General features: G+C 37.8%; 11 protein-coding genes and 2 pseudogenes. 9 read left to right on the forward strand and 4 right to left on the reverse strand.

Annotated elements, in window-relative coordinates; genetic code table 11:
- The gene (gene kduI, locus Q5W13_RS23295) at positions 1–840 is read right to left on the reverse strand and encodes a 5-dehydro-4-deoxy-D-glucuronate isomerase (RefSeq protein WP_304444733.1); all 840 of its coding nucleotides are present in this window, start codon (positions 838–840) and stop codon (positions 1–3) included.
- A gap of 221 nt (positions 841–1,061) precedes the next feature.
- Between kduI and Q5W13_RS23300 the strand changes: the two genes are divergently transcribed.
- The 6 genes from Q5W13_RS23300 (at position 1,062) to Q5W13_RS23325 (ending at position 9,672) form a co-directional block, all read left to right on the forward strand.
- Positions 1,062–5,159 (forward strand): hybrid sensor histidine kinase/response regulator transcription factor, encoded by a 4,098-nt coding sequence (locus Q5W13_RS23300; RefSeq protein WP_304444734.1) that lies wholly within the window; start codon positions 1,062–1,064, stop codon positions 5,157–5,159.
- Positions 5,160–5,295: 136 nt separating this feature from the next.
- Positions 5,296–5,640 carry a hypothetical protein gene (locus Q5W13_RS23305; protein ID WP_304444735.1) on the forward strand — a complete coding sequence of 115 codons (345 nt, stop codon included), beginning with the start codon at positions 5,296–5,298 and terminating at the stop codon, positions 5,638–5,640.
- Positions 5,534–6,520 (forward strand): glycoside hydrolase family 88 protein, encoded by a 987-nt coding sequence (locus Q5W13_RS23310; RefSeq protein WP_304444736.1) that lies wholly within the window; start codon positions 5,534–5,536, stop codon positions 6,518–6,520. The genes Q5W13_RS23305 and Q5W13_RS23310 overlap by 107 nt, the downstream gene beginning before the upstream one ends.
- Complete coding sequence (locus tag Q5W13_RS23315; RefSeq protein WP_304444737.1) at positions 6,510–8,096, forward strand: DUF4955 domain-containing protein; 1,587 nt, start codon at positions 6,510–6,512, stop codon at positions 8,094–8,096. The genes Q5W13_RS23310 and Q5W13_RS23315 overlap by 11 nt, the downstream gene beginning before the upstream one ends.
- A gap of 12 nt (positions 8,097–8,108) precedes the next feature.
- Positions 8,109–8,630: a sulfatase-like hydrolase/transferase gene (locus Q5W13_RS23320; protein ID WP_304444738.1), complete on the forward strand. Its 522-nt coding sequence runs from the start codon at positions 8,109–8,111 to the stop codon at positions 8,628–8,630.
- A 13-nt stretch (positions 8,631–8,643) separates the two neighbouring features.
- A complete protein-coding gene (locus Q5W13_RS23325) occupies positions 8,644–9,672 on the forward strand; it encodes a sulfatase-like hydrolase/transferase (protein ID WP_304444739.1) in 1,029 nt (342 codons plus the stop codon).
- Positions 9,673–9,854: 182 nt separating this feature from the next.
- On the opposite strand, the gene Q5W13_RS23330 is transcribed toward Q5W13_RS23325, so the two are convergent.
- Both Q5W13_RS23330 and Q5W13_RS23335 read right to left on the reverse strand, forming a co-directional pair.
- A complete protein-coding gene (locus Q5W13_RS23330) occupies positions 9,855–11,396 on the reverse strand; it encodes a putative collagen-binding domain-containing protein (RefSeq protein ID WP_368662586.1) in 1,542 nt (513 codons plus the stop codon).
- Between the two features lie 36 nt (positions 11,397–11,432).
- A pseudogene (locus Q5W13_RS23335) lies at positions 11,433–12,808 on the reverse strand (DUF5060 domain-containing protein); the annotation flags it as partial.
- Between the two features lie 453 nt (positions 12,809–13,261).
- Between Q5W13_RS23335 and Q5W13_RS23340 the strand changes: the two are divergent.
- From Q5W13_RS23340 to Q5W13_RS23350, 3 genes and pseudogenes are all read left to right on the forward strand, one after another.
- A pseudogene (locus Q5W13_RS23340) lies at positions 13,262–14,241 on the forward strand (FAD:protein FMN transferase).
- Entirely contained in the window at positions 14,238–14,450 is a 213-nt protein-coding gene (locus Q5W13_RS23345) for a DUF4266 domain-containing protein (protein ID WP_155596817.1), read from the forward strand. The pseudogene Q5W13_RS23340 and the gene Q5W13_RS23345 overlap by 4 nt, the downstream one beginning before the upstream one ends.
- 26 nt (positions 14,451–14,476) lie before the next feature.
- Positions 14,477–15,778, forward strand: a complete 1,302-nt coding sequence (locus Q5W13_RS23350) for a DUF3570 domain-containing protein (protein WP_304444741.1) — start codon at positions 14,477–14,479, stop codon at positions 15,776–15,778.
- A gap of 65 nt (positions 15,779–15,843) precedes the next feature.
- Here Q5W13_RS23350 and Q5W13_RS23355 read toward each other — a convergent pair whose 3' ends face one another.
- Positions 15,844–16,542: a 4'-phosphopantetheinyl transferase family protein gene (locus Q5W13_RS23355; RefSeq protein ID WP_304444742.1), complete on the reverse strand. Its 699-nt coding sequence runs from the start codon at positions 16,540–16,542 to the stop codon at positions 15,844–15,846.
- Between the last annotated feature and the right edge of the window lie 8 nt (positions 16,543–16,550).

Raw genomic sequence — 16,550 nt, forward strand, 5'->3', positions numbered from 1 at the left:
CTATCTTAGTTCTGTAATTTTTGCTACATCCATATCATTATAATCAAGGTTCTCACCTGCCATACCCCAAATAAAAGTATAGTTAGAAGTTCCCGAGCCACAGTGAATTGACCATGGTGGAGAGATTACCGCTTGGTGGTTCTGCATCCAAATATGACGGGTTTCTTGAGGTTGTCCCATAAAATGACATACGGATTGATTTTCAGGCACATCTGTATAAAAATAAACTTCCATACGACGATCATGAACGTGAGCTGGCATGGTATTCCAAACGCTTCCCGTTTTTAATTCTGTCATTCCCATTTGAAGCTGGCAGGTAGTAACGATACCTCCAATTATCATTTGGTTTACGGTCCTGTGATTGGCCGTTTCCAAACTACCCAACTCTAATTTATTGGCCTCTGCCCTACTCACTTTTTTTGTAGGATACGAAGCGTGTGCCGGAGCAGAATTGAAATAGAACAGAGCAGGCTCATTTGCATTGTCGCTCTTAAAAATAACTTCCTTAGCACCTGACCCAATATATAATGCATCTTTATGCTCTATTTTATAGGAGGTTCCATCTACTTCTATGCTTCCGGTAGCTCCTACATTTATTATCCCTATTTCTCTTCGTTCTAAGAAGTAGCCAGATTTTAATGGGTCTATTGCTTCAAGCTTTAATGAAGTTTTAGGAACGGCAGCTCCCGTAATATATCTGTCATAATGGGAATAGGTCATCTTTACCTTTCCTATTTCCATTAAGTTTTCAATTAAGAACTCATCTCTTAATTGTGTAGTATCATACTCCTTTACTGCTTCGGGGCTAGAAGCATAACGTGTTTCGTAATTTAATTCCATATCTAAAAACAGTTTCGTTTATGTTTTCGTTTCAACTCTATTTTCTGAAGGATAAAAGTACTTTTTAACAGTCCAACCGTACGGGGCATATAGTCCAAAAAACGGGGGCTAATCATTCAATACTGCCTATTCATGGGGCTGGAGGGCATCACTGGAAATTATAGCTTAGAAATTTCTGAAAAGAATCACTAACTTTTACCTTTTATAACACCATATATAGAATGAAGTTTAATTTAGTTCTTATTGTTCTCCTTAGCTTTCTTGAAAACCTTCAAGCACAAATACCTTACAAGACGGCCAATGAATTGAATTTCAAAAATTATGCTACCGAAGAGGGACTATCCCAACGTTCGGTTGTGGCCATCGCACAAGATACCCGAGGGTACTTGTGGTTTGGTACACGTTACGGACTCAATAGGTTTGATGGACACGAATTCAAAAATTATTATTACGATGCCACAAATGAAAATAGCCTAAGCAATAGCTGGATCAAAGTGATATTTAAGGATGATAGCGGTACCATCTGGGTGGGCACCAAAAATGGTTTAAACACTTATAATCCCCAAACCGATAGTTTTGACCGTGTACAAATATCTAATCAAGAAAACAGGCCTTTTAATGGAGAAATATATGATATTATTTCTGACGGAAACGAAGGAATATGGGTAGCTGCTGATATTGGTTTAATGCACGTAAATTCCGATTCTAAAGAAGTTAAAAATTTCAACGAGTTACATGAGCCCATCAAGCTAGAATCCAATAGAGCACTATCACTTCTAAATTTAGAAAATGCCTTGTGGATAGCTACCTCAAAAACAATCCATTTATATAACAAGCAAGAAAATAAAATTCAAACATACGGTTATCCAAAAGACCAATCACCCGAAAGCACAAAGAACTATCATACCGTACTTTTCCAAGATAAGTCCGGAAGCATTTGGTTAGGTCATGACGGTGGACTTGCGAAACTTGATAAAGAAAATCTGGAATTTATAGATGTTAAGGATGATAAAAACGCAAAACTAATTGAAAGTCCAGTCCGTACTATTTATGAAGACGATGAACAAAATCTCTGGATTGGATCCTACAATGGCCTATATCTCTTGAACAAAGCAACAAATGAGCTAATTCATTATAATAACAATCCGGAAGACCCAGAAAGTGTTAGCCAAAAATCCATTTACAAAATAACAGAAGATTCTAGAGGAGATCTTTGGATTGGCACATGGGCCGGTGGAGTTAACTACTTAAACCGAAAATCCAATGTTTTTAAAAACTACCAAATAGGTTCCAATGGTTTAAATTATCCGGTTGTAAGTTCTATTGTAGAAACTAAAGAAAAAAACTTATGGGTCGGCACTGAGGGTGGCGGACTCAATTATTTCAATACAGCTAAGAATACTTTTAAACATTTTGTTCATGATGAAGGTGATAAAAACTCCATATCCAGCAATAATATAAAAGCGATTGTAAAAGATAATAATAATAATTTATGGATTGCCACACACAACAAAGGGCTTTCATATGCTTTGCTAGAAAAACAAGGCCCTTCATTTAAAGATTGGGTGGACAAAACACATACGTTCTCCAACTTTTCTACCAATAGGGCCACTTCTTTAATAGAAGACACGGCTAATAACCTTTGGGTAGGAACAGATAATCGTGGGTTAAACTATTATGATACCAAAACGGGGAAAAGTTTTAGAATTGCTGACCCTAATAATATATTGGGCACTTTCATTAGTGTAATTATACAAAGTCCGAAAGAAAAAGTCCTCCTTGTTGGTGGTGAAAACGGACTTGGTTCAATTGCTATAGACACCAAAGTAATAGAACCCATAAAATTTAAGCAAGGTACCAACACTCCTTACGATATTCAGAAAGTAATTAGTATTTACCCACAATCTAGCACCCAGTTATGGATAGGCACCGAAGGAGACGGACTCTATTCCTACAACCTAGAATCTAAAAAATCGGTCAGGTACGGAATAAACAATGGACTCCCAGATGAAGTCGTTTACGGCATTCTTCCCGATGACCAAGGTTATATCTGGCTTAGTTCAAACAAAGGGTTGAGCAGGTTGAATACTTCAACGAAGGAAATAAAAAACTACTCACAATCAGACGGTTTAGTTAACAATGAATTTAATTATGGAGCCTACTTAAAGACCAAAAAAGGAGAGCTGGTTTTTGGGGGAGTTAATGGTTTTACCGTTTTCGACCCTAAAAAAATAGAACAAGATTCTTTCATTCCACCTGTGTTAATTGAGAATCTGAAAATAGCCAACACCATCCAAAAAAAAGTAGGCCACAATTCTTCTAAATTTAAGTTGGCATACAATGAAAACGATATAAGTATTGATTACGTAGCACTGGACTATTCTAGACCAAAAAATAACCAGTATGCGTATATGCTAAAAGGATTTGATTCTAAATGGCAATTTGTTGGCAACCAAACAAAAGCCACATATACCAATCTAGATTCTGGCAGCTACACTTTTCTTGTAAAAGCTTCTAACAGTGATGGAGTCTGGAATGGAAAAATTGCCTCTTTAGAAATCCAAATAAAACCGCCTTATTGGCTTACGTGGTGGGCATATCTAATCTATGCAATTTTATTAGTGGGTGCTTTTTTATTTATAAGAAGGTATACTCTTATTCGAATTAAAGAACGCCATGATTTAAGAAAAGAACGCCAAGAAAAAACACAGATTCAGGAGTTAAATCAATTAAAACTACAGCTTTTTACGAATATATCTCATGATTTCAGAACTCCGTTAACCCTTATTACCGCTCCGTTGCAGCGCCTTATTCAAGAAAAAAAAGGAGATGAGCAAATGCAAAGACAATTAACTGGTATGCAGCGGAATGCACGCATATTGCTGCAACTTATAAATCAATTATTAGATTTCAGAAAGGCCGAAAATGGAAAATTGAAATTGACCTTTTCTAAGAATGATGTAATTCCTTTTATTGAAGAAACTAAGGCCTCTTTTAACGACTTGGCCAAAGACAAGGCTATTCAATTTGAATTAGCGGCTCCAGAGCCTCCATTGGAAGTTTGGTTTGACCGTATTGAAATGAAAAAGGTGGTTTTGAATATTCTAAGTAACGCGTTCAAATTCACCCCTCCCAACGGGAAAATCAGTATTGAAATCACAACAGACAATAATGAAGTAAACATCAAAATAAAAGACTCCGGAAGAGGCATCCAAAAAAAAGATATCGAATTTGTTTTTGACCGCTATTTTCAACTAGGCCAGAAGAACGATTTGCGTTCTGGAACTGGTGTTGGTCTTGCGTTGGCCAAAGACATTGTTGTACTTCACCAAGGTCAAATAAAAGTAGAAAGTGAGCTGGGCCATGGTTCTTGTTTCATCATTAGCCTACCATTAGGAAAAGAACATATACAACCAGAAGACCTCAGTTATGAGGAGCATACCAATGAAACAGACCCATTAGACTACTATGACCCATCCATCTTAAAATCTAATTGGGTAAAAGATGAAATAGATAACGAAGCCGAAGTCCATTTTGATGACCACAAACAGACTATATTAATCGTAGAGGACAATGTTGAAGTGAGAGCTTTTGTAAAAGGTATTTTCAATGATGAATTCAATGTACTTGAAGCAAATAATGGAGTTTCAGGAATTCATCTAGCAAAGAACAAAAGCATAGATTTAATTGTTAGTGATGTAATGATGCCGGAAATGGATGGTATTGAAATGTGCGAAGCCTTAAAGTCTGATGTACTTACAAGTCACATTCCCGTCATTCTTCTCACAGCTAGAACCTCTTCCAAAATTCAAAAAATAGGTTTTGAGACAGGTGCCGATGCTTACGTTACCAAACCTTTTGAAGCCGATTTATTAAAACTACAGGCGCAAAACCTTTTAGCTACCCGAAAAAAACTTGCCAAGAAATTTAGAACGGATTTGGCATTAGAACCAAGCGAACTAGAGCTAGTATCTACCGACGAAGTCTTTCTAAAAAATGCTATGGATATTGTTGAGAAAAACATCTCTAGTACCGAGCTCAACGCAACCTTCCTTAGTGAGAATATCAATATGAGCCAATCGGTTTTATACCGGAAACTTAAAGCACTAACAGGGAATACCATTTCTGAATTTATTAGAGGCGTACGCTTAAAAAGGGCTGGTCAGCTTCTACGAGAAACCGAACTGAATATTAACGATGTAGCTTATGAAGTAGGTTTTAATGATATTAAATATTTTAGGTCTTGTTTCAAAAAAGCGTACGGAAAAACACCCTCAGCCTATAAAAAACAGACCGCTTTGAACTCTGAGAGCATATGAAAATCTTAAAATCCCCCATTATTAACCCATTTATACCCCTTTCAAAAACAATATCGGCGGTAGTTTAGCTTTAATCAAATCTAGCTTTTAAAAACCCTTAAAGAAGGTCATAAAGAAAAGCTTATAACATGAACAAATGAATATAAAAAACTACCTATCTATCACTGTCGTGATTGTTCTTTTGAATAGTTGTGCCACCAAAACCAACACTGTTACCAAAACAGAAGTTACAAAAACAAATGCTATTAATGTAGATGCAGTTTTGGCGGATGCAGAGAAACAACTAGCCCTACAAACAGCAATTGCAGAGAGCCAAAATAAAATACCCAGAACGGTTACTGCAGACGGGGAAATGCATTGGGCTCACCAAAATTTTGACTGGACGGAAGGTTTCTTTCCCGGTAGTCAATGGTTTCTTTACCAAGCTACAAATAACGAAATTTGGAAAACAAGAGCAGAGAAATCCCAAGGCTTTATTTGAAGAGCATAAATTTAGAAAGACCAACCATGATTTAGGCTTTGTCTTTAACAACTCCTTTGGACACGGTTACGAGCTAACGGGCAATGAAGATTTTAAAGCTGTAATGATTGAAGCTGCAAAATCTCTTTCCACAAGATTCAATCCTACAGTAGGTTGTATCCAAAGTTGGGATGTTGACCGCGGATGGCAGGCAGAAAGAGGCTGGAAGTACCCTGTAATCATTGATAATATGATGAATCTTGAGCTACTTTTTAAAGTTTCAGAATTTACTGGAGACCCTAAATACAAAGAGATAGCTATTGCACATGCAAACACCACTCTAAAGAATCATTTTAGAGCAGATAACAGTTCCTACCACGTAGTAGATTACGACCATGAAACGGGTGACGTACGCTTCAGGCATACCGCTCAAGGCACGGCCCATGAAAGCGCTTGGACTAGAGGTCAGGCTTGGGGTCTATATGGCTACGCCCTCTGTTACCGCTATACTAAAGACCCAGCGTATTTAGATATGGCCAAAAAAATAGCCAGCTACATTATCAACCAAAAGAATCAAAAAAATGGTATCCCTTATTGGGATTATGATGCTGAAAATATTCCCAACGAACCTTACGATGTATCTGCAGCATGTGTTACGGCTTCGGCCTTGCTGGAGTTAAACACCTACACCAATGATGCTTACAAGGCTGATGTTGAGCGGATTTTAACTTCCCTAGCTACAGATGAGTTTACTGCTGAAATAGGAACTAATCATAATTTCATCCTGAAACATAGCGTAGGAAGCATTCCGCATAACGCAGAAATAGATGTACCGCTCAATTACGCAGATTACTACTACTTGGAAGCTTTGCTTAGATATAAAGAACAATATGAAAAATAGAGGTAGTTTCTCCATAACCTTGTTTCTCCTTTTTACTTGTTCACTGGCAATAAACTGTGCTGCACAAGAAAGTAACGTATGGTTGAATTACAAAAATGCCGCCCAGAACAACACTGAACCTATACTCCCTAACTTTTCCTATGCGGGCTATAGGTTTAGTGAAACGGGGATTCCCGAGGCGGATCACAAGGTTTTTAATGTTCAAGATTTTGGAGCGATACCAGATGATGGTATATCGGACAAGAAAGCTATTATTAAAACGATTGAGGCCGGAGAGGCAAACGGTAGTGGAATTATCTATTTTCCTGCCGGAAAGTACCTTATCAACTCTAAAACCGATGATTTGAATACTATTAAAATAACTTCTTCCAACATTATTTTAAGAGGCCCAAAAGATGTATCTGAAAAAGCGACATTATTTTTTGAACAAGATATGCCTCCCACAGTACCTAAAAACTTATGGACATCACCATACGCCATACAAACTAGAACACCGGAAGAAAGTACGTTCATAACAGATATAACGGGTTCTGCCAGAAGAGAAACCCACACCATACAGGTGGCGGATGCTTCTAAAATCAAAAAAGGGGATTGGGTCATTGTTCAAGTAAAAGATAACGACCCCAAATTTGTAGAACAGGATATTCACCCCCTACCCTTAAACCCCAAATGGACGTCGATAATTGAAGACGGTGTACAGGTTAATGAACGGCACAAAGTTGCGTCCGTATCGGGGAACAAAATAACTTTTGTAGACCCCATTCATTATAATATTTCTGAACAGCAGGATTGGAAACTATATACTTTCCCGCATTTATCAGAAGTAGGTTTTGAGAATTTGACCTTTGAAGGGAATTGGAAAAAAGATTTTGTACACCACCGCTCCGCACAGGATGATGGCGGATGGAGCATATTAAACCTGACCGGATTAGTTGATTCTTGGGTGAAAAACTGCACATTTACCAATGTTAACAGAGCTATTTACTTTTCACATTGTGCAGCTACAACTGCTCTAAACCTCGTCATTGATGGTAAGATTGGACATAGTGCCGTTAGTGTAGGCGGAGGTTCTACAGGAGTACTTCTCGCCTATATTAATGATAAAGCCGGTATGCAGCATGCATCTGGTGTGGGTGGCGGAAGCACTACCGGCACAGTGGTCTGGCGTTCAAAACATCCTGCTCACAGTAGTTTTGAATCGCATGCCTCACAGCCAAGGTCTACACTTTTTGATAATATTAAAGGTGGATTTTTTAGTGGAAGGGCCGGTGGAGCAGTTAAAAACCTTCCCAACCATGGCAGGTATCTTGTTCTTTGGAATTATAATGAAACTGATGAGGCCGAAACCAATTTTCCTTTCGTTGCCAAGCACATGGAATATTGGCGGGTCGTACCCCCAATAGTTGTTGGGTTTCATGGTGCTGGTACCACTTTCAAACCAGATGAAGTGCAATTGGTAGAAAGTTTAAACAAACCTGTTCAACCAGAATCATTATTTGAAGCTCAATTAGAGTTGAGATTGGGCAAATTACCCAAGTGGATACAAGACCTAAAAAGCAGTCTACCCAAGGAATAAAGAATACCCTTCATGAAACAAATATTGCTACTAGCCCTTGTCTTATTGACATTAGGGTGTAAAGAAGAAAAAAAGCCCGAGGTTGTTTTAGCGGAAGCTAAAGCCCCAAATGTTCTAATTATTTATCCAGACCAACTAAGGCGTTACAGCGCAGGGTTCTGGTCCAAAGAAAAATATAGAGCTCATGTCATAGGGAAGCCTGATCCAGTAGTTACGCCTAATATTGATAAATTGGCAGAAAATGGCGTGGTTTTTACGCAAGCGGTCAGTAACTTTCCGCTTTGTAGTCCCGCACGAGGCATGATTTTATCAGGAAGGTATCCAGAACAGAACGGAATTTGGAACAACTGTAGAAAGGATCGGGACGAAAGTTTACGTGATGACATTGAAGCAATAACCGACCTGTTCTATGACGCTGGTTATAATACTTCCTATTTCGGCAAATGTCATTGGTTGAAAAACGAACCCTTATTTGATGAAAAAGGAACGTACATAGGTTCTACCGAAGAACCTATGCGGAAACTACATCAATAGATATGATACATACGTGCCGCCAGTAAAATCCAGACATAGTATAGAATATTTTTATCAATCTATCAGGGATACGCACTATGACCCATTGGTCTATAGTAATGACCCAAATGCTATTGACGGCAAGAAGGATGGTGAATTGCACGAACCCAAGGCTTTCACACCAAAAATTGAAGCCGAAAAAATTAAAAACTATCTTCAAAATAGAGATAACCTACGTGATTCCAAAAAGCCTTTCTTTTTAATGTGGTCACTCAATCCCCCTCACAATCCTTGGGATGATGAGAATACGGATATGGAAACTCTAGCCGAATACTATAACAAAGAGAAATATCCACAAGACAGCCTATTGGCCGTACGTGATAATGCAGACCTAAAAGTTGCCAGCTACGTGCGTCATTACTTTGCTAACCTTACCAGTGTAGATAATTATATTGGCCAAGTATTGGAGACCTTAGAAGAAATAGGAGAACTTGATAATACCATTATACTTTTTAGTTCTGATCATGGCGAGATGCTAGGTAGCCACGGTAAAGAAGGTAAAAATGTATTTGAAACCGAGTCATTGGCAATCCCCTTTATTGTGCATTGGCCAGAAGGCCTGCAGGGCGGTACTATAAACGATGTCCTCTTTGGTGGCCCAGATGTATTGCCAACCGTAATGGGCTTGGCAGGGTTGAGTAAAAAGGTACCGGAAGCTATTGAAGGAATTGATTTCTCTCCACTTTTGACAAAAATTGATAAAAAAGTAGTCCAGAAACCGGAAGGTATCTTATTGATGCTAGCCAATTCCCGTGGCGTATTGACCAATAGGTATACGCTTTGTGTGGACCAGAAAAAGCAAAGCAACGATAAAACTAAAGATTTACAAGAAGTCTATATCTACGATAACCAAGAAGACCCGTATCAGCTTAAAAAACTTAGTTTAGAAGAACGACCAGAAGTGGCCGCAAACCTTTTAAGCATATTAGGAAAAGAGCTTAAAAGAACTAATGACCCTTGGTATCAACAAAAAAAGTTCAAAGATGTTATCCGGTACGAATAGTATACCGTTTCATCTTTGAACTTTATTATACTTAAAACTCAATTTATCTCCAACAAAAATTTAAGTCTATGCTGAAATAGCTCCTAACTCATTGGGCTCTATACAAGAACGTGATAGTATAATTATTCCTATCACGTAAGTTGTAAAGAGGAATGCAATCCTCCGCATTCTTCGTTTAATGGTTATTTTGCTCTTCTAATTAAAATAGCCCAGTCTTGTTGCTTTTTATCTGGAGATTTTCCTAAATCTACAACTGCCCCACCAGATACTTTTTTGACTTTAGATTTTCTTAGGTCTCCTCCTTTTTTAGGATTAAACCATAATACTTCAAAATCTCCGGTAGCATTAGATAAATCTAATTTCGATGTTGGAACTGAATTAAGATACACTACATATACTTCGTTTTCATTTGCCAAACAGTACACGGTATTTTTATTCTCCATATTACCAACAAGGTCATTTCTGTTTTCAGTTTCCCAAAACGGAACATCATTCTTTTTAAAGAAATCCATAGCGTGTACCGCTTGATCCCAGAACAAATCCCTTGAGCGGTAATCTTCACAAGTTAGGTCTGAATGTGGATGTGCATATCCAAAATACCATTCATTACCCCATCCACCTGCCATGAAAGTACCCCATAAGGCATTTCTACGTGCATTATCATGATCAGGATTTTCTTCATCAGTAATTAACGAATGCTGTGCATCACCCGGCTCATCAACTGCAACGGCCCATTGAAAACCAGCTTCTTTAGAAGCATTCAACCAACGCAATACTTGTCCATGCACGCGACTAAAATCCTCTTTATTTGTCTGAACAGATGGTCCTGTAAGTCCGCTTTCAGGTCCTAACAAATCCTCAAACTCAACACCATTGTGGATAACCAAATGATGGTGATACGGGTCATTCTTTTTAAAGTACGTTGTCATTGCCAAACGCTGCTCCTCTTCTTGTGGAGGTGTAGTTGGATTCGTTACCCATTCCCCATTTTCTTCGCAAAGATTCCAGTTCAGGGCTAAATGATGCCCAAAACGAGCCATTAGTTCACGGTAGTATAATTTGGTATATGCTCCTACTCCTCCGTTATCCAAAAGCCCTTGATTCTCTACTTCAAACATTTTAAAATGAAGGAAAAGACCCAGTTCCTGAGCATGTTCAAATATAATTTCCCATTGGTCCATTTTTGAAACATCTATTCTATCATAGGTGTCATAATCCGTATACGGAAATACATTCTGATCATCACCTGCAATATTATTGGTCAAAAATGAAACCGAGTTCAGCCCTTTTGAAGCTAAATAATTTAAAGCACCAATAATGGCCTTACCCTTACCGTTTTTCCAAGTAGGGTCATTTTGCTTATAATCTTGTAAGTGCGCAGATAAGGTTTTTACCATTTCATCTTTATGTCCATCATCCTTAAAAGTACCGTCTAGGTCTACGTACGACAGAAAATTTTCTGGTGCATCAGGACCTTGCTTTAAGAAATACTCGCCTGTTTCGGCAAATTTCAAATAACGTTCGCCTACATACTGTAGCCGACCTTTAGCTCTAAAATCATTTCCGGTCTTATCTGTTTTTTCAATATTGAAAGTACCACGGGCACCATCCATATAGGAACCGCTTAAACCTGTATCAGGTTTTGTGCTTACTGCCGAATAATTTCCTTTTCTAAAGTCAACATCATAAGTCCACTCTCCTATTTCATCTGGAGCAAAATGCACACGCCACTTATTTCCTTGCTCTGAAGATGACTGTCCGGCATCACCATCTGCGGCATAATAATAAGCACTACAAATGATTTTCCGCTTTGTTTATGCGAAAATGTCACATTAAAGCGATAGTTCATAAACGGATTGTAATCTGCTTCTTCAGAAGTATTTGGACCATCAAAAGTTAGCGTTACTTTATGCCATTTTTTTAGTTCACCCGTAATTTGCATATTAGTTAGAGCCGCCATTTTTTGCTGTAGCTCTTCTAATAATTTTTTACCTGTTCCCGCTTCAACAACTACCAAACCACTCCATCGGGCGCGGCTAAACTCTTTACCGTCCCTGCTCTTTGGAACTGCCTTTACACCTATTTCATCATTTGCATTCAGCTTAATATTAGCGTATACTTTTACATACTCTAAGCCTTCCTCAAACATGTTACTGCTTAATGGAGTTCTAAAATCCTTAAAGGTTTCAGCATTCTTTTTTAACGTGTATACAGAACGACCATCGTTTTCACCAACAGTAAATAACACCACGTCATATTCGCCTTCTGCCCCGTCAAAAGAAAGGGAAGCTTCTGCCTCCTCATGCTCTTCTGGGTTTATAGCCAACCATTTTTTATCATTATAAAAAGCACTCTCTGTGTTCTTAAATGTTTGTGCTGGGTAAATTTTAGCGCTTGGTCTTACTTCTTTAACCATAGCTAATAAATCTTGACTACCATCGGTAGCAGATTCATTTGTATGCTCAGGATGATAATTAGTATCCTTAGTAAATATAAATTGGTCCATTTCAAAACCATCCTCACGCATACTAAATTGAATATCATGCTCACCAGCTTTATCAATATCTATGTAAATAAACCCTGGAATACCACAATGTCTTTCTTCGGTACGTTGGCTATTTCCCCACGTCCAAGAATCCTTACCGTCGCACCATTGCATACGCTGCCCACTTTCAGGCCAAGTACCATCCACACCTACATGAACACCATTATCTTCTGTGCCTGTGCTGTATGCACGAACCCAAACATAAAATTTTCCAGCCTCAGAGAAATTTACTTTATAATGTAAAATTCCCATTTTTCCTGCTTCATTGGAAAAATTTTCTCCAGCGATCAACTTATCGTCGTGATTCGTACGTGTATCTGGTAAAATCTCAATATATCTTTCACCATTAGCTGCCTTAAAATGTAAATTTTGGTCCGTGCTCTTCAACTTAGCCCCATATGCCGCATCTATAACATACCACTTACGTTTATCCGAATTAGTTTGCTTATAAAAATCTTCGGCTTCCACAACAACCTGACCATTAGCCACATTGTTTACCTTAGGCTGATTTGCCTGTGCTTGAAAAAAACTTAACGACAGAGCGAGTAAGAAGTGATTTTTAAAAATAGACTTCCATTTTTGATGTTTCATAGGTGTTCTTTTTCCTGTTTATTGATGTTATACTACTAGTAACCTTCTTGAGGTAAATCTTGTTTTTTTTTAGTGATAAACTGTATCTTTATATCATATAACTGAAACTAAACAAATTAGACAATTTCCTTTCTTAAAATAAGAGTTACAACTTAATTTTTAATAAGAAATGCGCATTGCGCAAAATTTGCGCTTAATTCGTAAAAATTCATTTATTAGTGGCAATAATACACTAAAACATACAATAATAAGGAATAAATCATCAATACAACACATTTACATTGCGCAAATTTGTGCAAAAATATATTGCCTCTGCAACTAATCGTGATTTTGGTAGTGAGATGAATTAGCTTATTTCGTAAGCTATTTCATAAGCCTCGTACTAAGGATGCAATGTTTCTTAACAATTTGCTCTTTTTAATTTTTAAAGCTATTATTTATAAACTACAGATTTTGAAAAAGCATCTATCTATAGTACTTATTTTCTTTGCGATAACCGCAGGTGCACAAAACACCTTCTCCAGGACTTTAAAACTAATGGGGAGCCGGTTTGATGTTACCGTAGTAGCAAAAGACTCCACTGAAGGAAATGAAAATATAGATTTGGCTGTTGCCGAAATTTCTAGAATAGAAAATTTAATTTCTTCTTGGAATCCAGCAACACAAACCTCTGCAATTAATATAAATGCCGGTCAAAACCCGGTTAAGGTTTCTCCTGAGCTTTACAGCTTAATAAAGAGAGCCATAGGTCTCTCCAAACTTACAGATGGTGCTTTTGATATTAGTTACGCTTCAATGGACAATATATGGGTGTTTGACGGTAGCATGACCCAAATGCCAAGCGACACCGCCATACAAGCTTCTGTAGCCAAGGTTGGTTTTCAAAATATAATCCTAAACCCAAAAAACAGCACCGTTTTTCTAAAGAAAAAAGGAATGAAAATAGGTTTTGGAGGTATAGGAAAAGGATATGCCGCAGATAAGGCCAAAGTCCTTTTAATGGAAAAAGGAGTGACAGCAGGGATTATAAACGCTTCTGGAGACATGAACACTGGGGCAAGCAACCTAATGGAGAACCATGGAAAGTTGCCATTACCAACCCCATGGACAAAAACAAGGTTTTTGCTTTGTTGCCTATTCTGCAAGGAGCTGTAGTGACTTCTGGTGATTACGAAAAATTCGTGAACTTAAATGGTAAACGATACGCACATATTATTGACCCAAGAACCGGGTTGCCATCAACAGGTATTATTAGTGTTACCGTTTTTGCTCCTAAAGCAGAATTGGCAGATGCTTTGGCAACTTCCGTTTTTGTAATGGGCAAAGAGGTTGGCTTAAACAGAGTTAACCAAATGCCACATATTGAATGTATCATTATTGATGATAAAGGAAACATATTCACATCCAAGAATATAGAAATAGAAAAACTATGATTAAAAAGTTTTTAGTGTTAATAGGATTGACCTGCGCCATGAATAGTTGCGTTGTGGTCAAAGAGTATGACAAGGTAAACCTCAGTGACCCTGATATGGCTTTGTCCGACAAGAAGTGCGACCGTAATGTTACCATCGCTCATTCATATCGAGAGGCAGCAGTTGGTGCCAATGGAGGGAAAACAGGAGGCGGCTGCGGCTGCAATTAAGTTAAGTGATAACACATAGAGGAATTATGATTTCAATAAAAAATACACTTCTCATTATCTTAATACTAGGCGTGCAGCAAGCCTGGTCACAGGATGAAGAGCAGACCTACAAAAAACGTGTTCTTGAAACTACAGAAGTAGATTTCTTGACAAGTTATTACTCACAGGATGGTGATAACGCTGCTGTTACAGGCGGAAAAGGTACGGAAGAATTGACGGATGTTACGGGAACTATTATCGTTTCTATTCCTTTGAACGATGATGATGTACTTACGATAGATGCAGGCGTTTCTGCTTATACCTCTGCTTCTTCAAGTAATGTAGACCCTTTTGACAAAGGCGAAGCGGACCCATTTGTTGCAAGCTCCGGTGCATCACAATCGGATACTTGGGTAAATTTAACTGGAACTTACAGTCACAGTTCCGATGATAGAAATGACCTATGGTCAGCGAAGTTCTCTGTGTCTTCAGAATATGATTATTTTTCTCTCGGTTTTGGAGGTAGCTACACAAAACTCTTCAATGAAAAAAATACAGAAATCAGCGTTAACGGTAATGTTTATTTAGACAATTGGACCACCCTTTATCCTTTTGAACTTCGACCATTTGGAGAAGGTGGAGTCGGTTTCTTTAGACCTGATGAAATTACAGGAAACACAAACTACAACCCTAGCTTTTCTGAACTAGATAAAACAAACCGAAACTCTTATTCCCTAGGGCTAGGACTCTCTCAAATATTACATAAAAATGTTCAAGGTTTAATTTCTTTTGATGTTATAAACCAACAGGGGCTGCTTTCAACACCTTTTCAACGCGTTTATTTCTCTGATGTTGCCGATTCTTTTATAGATAGTTTTCAGCTGGCTGATGATATAGAACAACTACCTGATGGAAGATTAAAATTTGCTATTGGCGGTCGCTTAAACTGGTATCTTAATGAAATTGTGACGCTTAGAACGTACTACCGTTATTATTTTGATGATTGGGGCATAAACTCCCATACAGCAAGCCTTGAGGCTTCTGTAAAGTTGAGTGACAAGTTCACCTTGTACACGTCCTACCGGTTTTACAACCAATCTGCCGCTGATTATTTCGCTCCTTATGAATCGCATTTATCAACGGAAGAATATTACACTTCAGATTATGATTTATCTAAATATTCAGCCAATCAGTACGGGTTTGGTATCTCATATACCGATATTTTTACAAAGATGCATATCTCTAAATATGGGTTAAAGAGTATAGATTTAAAGTTCTATCAATATGACCGCGACACTAGTTTTAGCTCGTCAATCATAACGGCTGGCGTGAAATTTATTATGGATTAAATAACTTAAAATAATAAACGATTTATTGTTTATCAGCTAATAAAAATGAAGCTAGAAGACAAATATCAATCTAAATCTGCCAAACCAAAGTGAGTTACTTTCTGTATGGCTGACGATACCGATAAAGCTGAGCAATATCCCTCTTGAGGAACAAAGGAGAATAATTTCCAGTCATTCTTTTCATTGGGATTCCATTGCGTTCTTAAAAGTTCAGGGCTGTTCTCATTGATAGAAACTGAAAAAGAGGTTAAATCAAAAGACAGTCCAACTCCTTTTGCTTTTATAAAGGCCTCTTTTCGTGTCCAACAATTAAAAAAGGCTTTTGCTCTTTTCGCTTCTGAAAAAGCTAATAAAGAAGAAACCTCATCTTTGGAGAAAAAGCCTTCGGCTATTTTAGCAATATCAAAATTGGTTTTTATGTGCTCAACGTCTACTCCTACTTCACCTTTAGTAACAAATGCCAAAACAATAAGTTCACCGGAATGAGAAACATTAAACCGAACCAAAGTCTGCAAATCGTAGCTTGGTTTTCCAAATTCATTATACACAAAGCACAACTCACTAGCATCAATATTTAAATAGCGCTCAGATAAAATCCTGAGCAAGCCTCTCGCTAAAATATAAGTCTTTCTGTCTTTTTCAAACTTAAACCTGTTTACTCTTTCAAGTTCATCTTGAGATAGTAGTTGTAAATACCGGTCAAGTTCATCAAAATCGTTTGAATTGAAATACCATATGTGCGCTTCACTCTCAGGTAATTTCATAGTTTCCA

The organism is Zobellia laminariae (assembly GCF_030553095.1).
Classification (GTDB): domain Bacteria; phylum Bacteroidota; class Bacteroidia; order Flavobacteriales; family Flavobacteriaceae; genus Zobellia; species Zobellia laminariae.

Excerpts from the sequence above, each read along its gene's own strand:
- kduI (WP_304444733.1), bottom strand. The coding sequence starts at position 840 with ATGGAATTAAATTACGAAACACGTTATGCTTCTAGCCCCGAAGCAGTA.
- Q5W13_RS23300 (WP_304444734.1), top strand. The coding sequence starts at position 1,062 with ATGAAGTTTAATTTAGTTCTTATTGTTCTCCTTAGCTTTCTTGAAAAC.
- Q5W13_RS23305 (WP_304444735.1), top strand. The coding sequence starts at position 5,296 with ATGAATATAAAAAACTACCTATCTATCACTGTCGTGATTGTTCTTTTG.
- Q5W13_RS23315 (WP_304444737.1), top strand. The coding sequence starts at position 6,510 with ATGAAAAATAGAGGTAGTTTCTCCATAACCTTGTTTCTCCTTTTTACT.
- Q5W13_RS23320 (WP_304444738.1), top strand. The coding sequence starts at position 8,109 with ATGAAACAAATATTGCTACTAGCCCTTGTCTTATTGACATTAGGGTGT.
- Q5W13_RS23345 (WP_155596817.1), top strand. The coding sequence starts at position 14,238 with ATGATTAAAAAGTTTTTAGTGTTAATAGGATTGACCTGCGCCATGAAT.
- Q5W13_RS23350 (WP_304444741.1), top strand. The coding sequence starts at position 14,477 with ATGATTTCAATAAAAAATACACTTCTCATTATCTTAATACTAGGCGTG.
- Q5W13_RS23355 (WP_304444742.1), bottom strand. The coding sequence starts at position 16,542 with ATGAAATTACCTGAGAGTGAAGCGCACATATGGTATTTCAATTCAAAC.